At 69.5% G+C, this 5,583-nt stretch carries 8 protein-coding genes and 1 tRNA gene; 3 read left to right on the top strand and 6 right to left on the bottom strand.

Annotated features, from left to right (window positions below; all coding sequences use genetic code 11):
• Positions 1-145: 145 nt before the first annotated feature.
• Positions 146-445 (bottom strand): GroES family chaperonin, encoded by a 300-nt coding sequence (locus ABD151_RS16260; RefSeq protein WP_343996015.1) that lies wholly within the window; start codon positions 443-445, stop codon positions 146-148.
• Between the two features lie 76 nt (positions 446-521).
• Complete coding sequence (locus tag ABD151_RS16255) at positions 522-770, bottom strand: DUF3618 domain-containing protein (RefSeq protein WP_343995836.1); 249 nt, start codon at positions 768-770, stop codon at positions 522-524.
• 73 nt (positions 771-843) lie between these two features.
• Between ABD151_RS16255 and bcp the strand changes: the two genes are divergently transcribed.
• The 3 genes from bcp to ABD151_RS16240 all read left to right on the top strand — a co-directional run bounded on the left by bcp (position 844) and on the right by ABD151_RS16240 (position 2,422).
• Complete coding sequence (gene bcp, locus ABD151_RS16250; protein ID WP_343995835.1) at positions 844-1,320, top strand: thioredoxin-dependent thiol peroxidase; 477 nt, start codon at positions 844-846, stop codon at positions 1,318-1,320.
• A gap of 38 nt (positions 1,321-1,358) precedes the next feature.
• A tRNA-Leu gene (locus ABD151_RS16245) sits at positions 1,359-1,440 on the top strand.
• A 70-nt stretch (positions 1,441-1,510) separates the two neighbouring features.
• Complete coding sequence (locus tag ABD151_RS16240; RefSeq protein ID WP_343995834.1) at positions 1,511-2,422, top strand: hypothetical protein; 912 nt, start codon at positions 1,511-1,513, stop codon at positions 2,420-2,422.
• On the opposite strand, the gene rdgB is transcribed toward ABD151_RS16240, so the two are convergent.
• From rdgB to ABD151_RS16220, 4 genes are all read right to left on the bottom strand, one after another.
• On the bottom strand, positions 2,385-3,026 hold the full coding sequence (rdgB, locus tag ABD151_RS16235; RefSeq protein WP_343995833.1) for an RdgB/HAM1 family non-canonical purine NTP pyrophosphatase: 642 nt from the start codon (positions 3,024-3,026) through the stop codon (positions 2,385-2,387). The genes ABD151_RS16240 and rdgB overlap by 38 nt on opposite strands.
• Positions 3,019-3,729, bottom strand: a complete 711-nt coding sequence (gene rph / locus ABD151_RS16230; protein WP_343995832.1) for a ribonuclease PH — start codon at positions 3,727-3,729, stop codon at positions 3,019-3,021. Before rph ends, rdgB begins: the two co-directional genes overlap by 8 nt.
• A gap of 85 nt (positions 3,730-3,814) precedes the next feature.
• Complete coding sequence (locus tag ABD151_RS16225; protein WP_343995831.1) at positions 3,815-4,591, bottom strand: hypothetical protein; 777 nt, start codon at positions 4,589-4,591, stop codon at positions 3,815-3,817.
• Positions 4,588-5,511, bottom strand: coding sequence for an ABC transporter ATP-binding protein (locus tag ABD151_RS16220; RefSeq protein WP_343995830.1), 924 nt, complete (start codon positions 5,509-5,511; stop codon positions 4,588-4,590). The genes ABD151_RS16225 and ABD151_RS16220 overlap by 4 nt, the downstream gene beginning before the upstream one ends.
• Between the last annotated feature and the right edge of the window lie 72 nt (positions 5,512-5,583).

Genomic DNA, 5,583 nt, shown 5'->3' with positions numbered 1-5,583 from the left:
CAGGGACTCGAACCCCGAACCCGCTGATTAAGAGTCAGCTGCTCTGCCAATTGAGCTAATGGCGCATGTTCTGTTGTCGCGCCGCCGTTCCCGGCGACAGAGAAAACATTACACCGGCCGGGCCGACAACGAGAAATCGGGGGCCCTACAGGTAGAGCCCGGTGCTCGCGGAGCCCAGCCGATCGGCGGCCACCGCGTGCACGTCGCGCTCCCGCATCACCACGTAGACCTCACCGTGCACCTCGACCTCGGCCTTGTCCTCCGGGTCGAAGAGCACCCGGTCGCCGACCTCGACGGCCCGGGCATTGGGGCCGACCGCCACCACCTTGGACCAGTTGAGCCGCCGCGCACCCATCGCTGCGGTGGCCGGGATGACGATGCCACCGGAGGAGCGCCGCTCCCCCGCCTCCACATCCACCTCGACGAGGAGGCGGTCGTGCAACATCTTGATCGGAGTCTTGTCGCTCACGGGTACAGCGGTGTCCGTTTCAGTGGGGCTGGCTCAGCAGGGGCGAGGCAGGTCAGTTGACGATCTTGCGGATGACCGCGAGCACCACGATGGTGCCGACGACGCCGCCGACGACCTTGAGGATGTTGTCGGTGCGCGGCTGGCCGGTCTCGACGTCCACGAAGTGCGCCTTGATGTCGGCCACCTGGCGGTTCACGATCGTCTTCGGGTGCGCGCGGTACACGAGCTGGTCGATGGTGTTGGCAAGACGCTCCCGCGTCTCTTCCATCTCGGCCTCGAGTGCGCTCATCTCGTTGGTCACCTCCGCAGGCTACCAAGATCACGCGATAGGTTCGTGGGGCCTGCACAGATCGCCCAGCAAACAAGGACTCTCGATGACCGCATCCACCCGGCTCGCCGTCGGCGACGTCGCCCCCGACTTCACCCTGCCCACCGACGACGGCGGCTCGGTCACGCTCTCCGAGCTGCGTGGCCGCAAGGTGATCGTGTACTTCTACCCCGCCGCGATGACGCCCGGCTGCACCAAGCAGGCCTGCGACTTCACCGACTCCCTCGACTCGCTGAAGGCGGCCGGCTACGAGGTGCTCGGCATCTCGCCGGACAAGCCGGAGAAGCTGGCCAAGTTCCGCGAGCGGGACGCGCTCACCATCACGCTGCTCTCCGACGCCGACAAGTCGGTGATGACCGCCTGGGGCGCGTTCGGCGAGAAGAAGCTCTACGGCAAGGTCGTCCAGGGCGTGATCCGCTCCACCGTCGTCGTCGACGAGGAGGGCAAGGTCGCCGTCGCGCAGTACAACGTGAAGGCCACCGGTCACGTCGCCAAGCTGCGCCGCGACCTCAGCCTGGACTGAGCAGCGCCGCGCCGCTGTCCTAGACTGACGGCGCCTTTGCCGAAGTGGTGGAATTGGCAGACACGCAGGTTTTAGGTACCTGTGCCTTCGGGCGTGGGGGTTCAAGTCCCCCCTTCGGCACTCTTCATCTCAAGAACCGCACTCAGCATGCCGAGCACGGCACTGTGCACATCGCGAACGGGAGAACGCTGTGAGCAATCCTTCGGGCGACGGATCCAACGGCGGACAGCCGCCGCAGTGGGGGCAGCAGCCCCAGCAGCCGGGTCAGCCGGGTCAGCCGGGTCAGCCGAACCAGTGGCAGCAGCCGCCGGCCGGCCAGCAGCCCCCGGCCCAGCAGCCCGGCCAGTGGGGCCCGCCGCCCGGCCAGTTCCAGCAGTTCGGGCAGAACCCGTACGAGACGCCGCCGAAGAAGTCGCGCGGCCCGCTGATCGCGGCGCTGGTCGCGCTGGTGCTGGTGATCGTCGGCGGCGTGGTCGCCGCGATCGTGATGCTCGGCGGCGACGAGGACGACGACACGTCGGCCACCGACGACTCCAGCTCGCAGAGCACCGAGCCCAGCCCCACGGCTGACTCCGACCCGACCGAGGCGGAGCCCACCGAGGCCGACCCGACCACCGCTCCGCCCGCCGACGGCTCGCAGGTCGTCGGCAAGGGCTACGTCTACACCCTGCCCGAGGGCTGGAGCGACGTGACCGAGGAGTTCAAGGCGAGCGGCAGCTCGATGCCGAGCATCGACACCGTCTCCGCGGCCGGCAAGGCCCTCGCGATGTCGCCCGGCAACTTCATCGTCGAGACGATGCCGATCACGGCGGGCACCACGCCGGAGGACCTGCGCAGCGGCTGGGAGCGGACCGTCACCGGTGCTCTCGGCGACGTCACTCCGCTGCCCACCGACAACGTGGACTTCGGCGGCTCCGAGGCGATCGGCATGCGCTTCGAGCACGACAAGAACCCGGCCAACCTGCCGCTGGTCCAGCACGCCTACCTGTTCGTCGACGACGACGTCGCCTTCGCCGTCTCGCTGACCATGCAGGCCAGCGAGGAGGACGAGCTCTTCGCGGAGTTCACCGAGCTGCGGGAGAGCTGGACCTTCCAGGGCTGAGCGCTGCGGCGACCAGCGGCGCCATCCGCGCCATCGCCTTGCCGCGGTGGGAGATCGCGTCCTTCTCCTCGACGCTCAGCTCGGCGGTAGTGCGCTGGTGGCCGTCGGCGACGAAGAGCACGTCGTAGCCGAAGCCGCCCGAGCCGCGGGTCTCGCGGATCACGCGACCGTCCATCCGGCCCTCGACCACGTGCTCCGCACCGCCGGGCAGGCAGAGCGCCACCGCGCAGGCGAAGTGGCCGCCCCGTCGCTCATCGGGCACGTCGGACAGCTGCGCCAGCAGCAGCTCGTTGTTGCGCTGATCGCTCTTCGGCGGCCCGGACCAGCGCGCCGAGAGCACACCCGGCATCCCGTTCAGGGCGTCCACGCAGATCCCCGAGTCGTCGGCCAACGACGGCAGCCCCGTCGCCGCGACGCCGGCGCGCGCCTTGATCAGCGCGTTGCCCTCGAAGGTGGGCGCGTCCTCGACCGGTTCGTCGTAGTCGGCGACGTCGTCGAGCCCGAGCACCTGCACGCCGGGCACCAAGGGGGCCAGGATGCGCTCCATCTCCCGCAGCTTCTTGGCGTTGCGCGAGGCGAGGAAGATCCGCGGCTGCTCAGGCACCGGCCAGCGCCTCCCGCTGCATCCGGGTGAGGTCCGCACAGCCCTTGGCGGCGAGGTCGAGCAGGCCGTCCAGCTCGGAGCGCACGAAGGGGGCGCCCTCGGCGGTGCCCTGGACCTCGACGAAGGCGCCTTCGCCGGTCATCACCACGTTCATGTCGGTCTCGGCGCGGACGTCCTCCACGTAGGGCAGGTCGAGGCGCGGGACGCCGTCGATGATGCCGACCGAGACCGCCGCCACCGAGCCGGTCAGCGCGTTGGAGACGCCCAGGTGCGCGCAGGCGTCGGCCAGCGCGATGTAGGCGCCGGTGATCGCCGCGGTGCGGGTGCCGCCGTCGGCCTGGAGCACGTCGCAGTCGAGCTGGATGGTGTTCTCGCCGAGCGCCTGGTAGTCGATCACGGCACGCAGGGAGCGCCCGATCAGGCGGGAGATCTCGTGGGTGCGGCCACCGATCCGGCCCTTGACCGACTCGCGGTCCGAGCGGGTGTTGGTGGAGGCCGGCAGCATCGCGTACTCGGCGGTCACCCAGCCCAGGCCCGAGCCCTTGCGCCAGCGCGGCACACCCGTCGAGGCGGAGGCCGCGCAGAGCACCCGGGTGCCGCCGAACTCGATCAGCACCGAGCCCGCGGGGTGGTCCAGCCAGTTGCGGGTGATCTTGATCGGGCGGAGTTCGTCGTCGGCACGGCCGTCAGCGCGGGGAGTCATGGCTCGACCTTAGACGGCGCCTCCGACAACTCCACAGGGCCCGGGCCGCCGAAGCGGACCGGGCCCTGTGCTGGAGCCGGTAAGGCTACTTGATCTCCGCCTTCTGCACCCGCATCCAGCCGATCACCATGGGCAGCACGATCCAGATCAGCACGCCGGTGCCGACCTGCGCCCACTGCTCTCCGCTGACGCTCGATGGGTCGAAGAGCTGGGACGACGAGGTGGACAGGTCGAACCAGAGCAGCTTGTCCTGGGCCGCGGTCCAGATCGCCGTCACGATGCTGACGACCATCGGCACGGCGAAGTAGGCCACGATCGCGAAGGCACTGTTCAGCAGTGCCAGACCGAAGGCGAAGCCCCACAGGCCACCGATCAGCAGGGCCAACAGCACCCGGAGCAGGTACGGGCCGCTGACGTCCTCCCACGGGTCATCGGCTCCGGCGATCGGCGTCAGCACCGCAGCGATCACCAGCGCCACCAGGTAGGCGGCGATCACGAACAGGGTCGCCGCCGCCAGCTTCGCCACGATCACCCGACTCCGGTCGGGGACCAGGGCGAAGGAGACCAGACCGGTCCGCTGGCCCCACTCCTGGGTGACCAACAGCACTGCCAGGACCGGCAGCAGGATGCCCTGCGGCATCGCCGAGAACTGCAGGAACGCCAGGAACGGCAGGTCGTCGTTGGAGAAGATCAGGAACAACGTGTTGACCGCGACGGTGATGATCGCGATCGCCAGCAGCAGCCACAGGCCGGCTCGGGTGTCGGTCATCTTGCGGATCTCGACCGCGACCATCCTGGCCATCGTGGGCCGCTTGCTCGCCGAGATGTCGATCATGCCCGGCTCCAGGGTTCCGGCGCTCATGCCTGGGCTCCTTCGGTGGTGGTGGCACCCGCGGGGTACGCCTCGCGCTGGGTGTCTGCGGTGAGCTCGAGGAAGAGGTCCTCCAGGCCGCCGTCGGCGGGCCGGAGCTCGATCATGGTGATGCCGAGGCTGGCGGCGACCTTGCCGACCTGCAGGCTGTCGGCGTCGACGCGGAAGCCGTCGGCGACGGCGACCGGCGCCATCCCCGAGGAGGTCAGCGCGGCGATCAGCTGGTCCTGCTCGACGGCACGGAAGAAGGTGCCGGAGTTGGTCAGCATCTCCGACGGCTTGCCCTGCGCGACGATGGTGCCGCGGCCGATCATCACCAGCTCGTCGGCGACCTGCTCGACCTCGTGCAGCAGGTGGCTGGAGAGCAGCACCGTGCCGCCGCGGTCGGCGTATCCCTTGAGCAGGCCACGCATCCAGCGGATGCCGGCCGGGTCCAGGCCGTTGGCCGGCTCGTCCAGGATCAGCACCTGCGGGTCGCCCATCAGCGCGTTGGCGATGCCGAGGCGCTGGCGCATGCCGAGGGAGTAGTTGCGCACCCGGCGCTTGGACTCCGACTCGGTCAGCGAGACCAGGTGCAGCATCTCGTCGACCCGCGACTCGGGCAGGCCCATGGTGGCCGCGCTGAGGGCGAGGATCTCGCGACCGGTGCGGCCGGCGTGCTGGGCCGAGGCGTCCAGCAGGACGCCGACGTGGCGGCCCGGGTTCGGGATCTTGAGGTAGTCGTGACCGCCGATGGTCACCCGGCCGGAGTCGGCCCGGGTGAGGCCGACCATCATCCGCATGGTGGTGGACTTGCCGGCACCGTTCGGTCCGAGGAAGCCAGTCACGCGGCCGGGTTCGGCCACGAAGCTGACGTCGTCGACGGCTGTGAAGCCGCCGTAGCGCTTGGTGAGGTTCTCAACCTTGATCATGGCTCCAGCCTGCCCGAGCCGCGCGCTGCGCACATCGGTCCCGAGCCTGTTCTCGGCTACGACTTAAGTCGT

It is taken from the genome of Nocardioides dubius (assembly GCF_039528155.1).
GTDB classification, from domain to species: domain Bacteria; phylum Actinomycetota; class Actinomycetes; order Propionibacteriales; family Nocardioidaceae; genus Nocardioides; species Nocardioides dubius.
The sequence above is the reverse complement of the archived record's forward strand: the minus strand, read 5'-3'. Positions and strand labels throughout refer to the sequence as shown.

Coding starts and splice junctions, on each gene's coding strand:
- rph (WP_343995832.1), bottom strand. CDS start 3,729: ATGACTCCCCGCGCTGACGGCCGTGCCGACGACGAACTCCGCCCGATC.
- ABD151_RS16225 (WP_343995831.1), bottom strand. CDS start 4,591: ATGAGCGCCGGAACCCTGGAGCCGGGCATGATCGACATCTCGGCGAGC.
- ABD151_RS16220 (WP_343995830.1), bottom strand. CDS start 5,511: ATGATCAAGGTTGAGAACCTCACCAAGCGCTACGGCGGCTTCACAGCC.
- bcp (WP_343995835.1), top strand. CDS start 844: ATGACCGCATCCACCCGGCTCGCCGTCGGCGACGTCGCCCCCGACTTC.
- ABD151_RS16260 (WP_343996015.1), bottom strand. CDS start 445: ATGTTGCACGACCGCCTCCTCGTCGAGGTGGATGTGGAGGCGGGGGAG.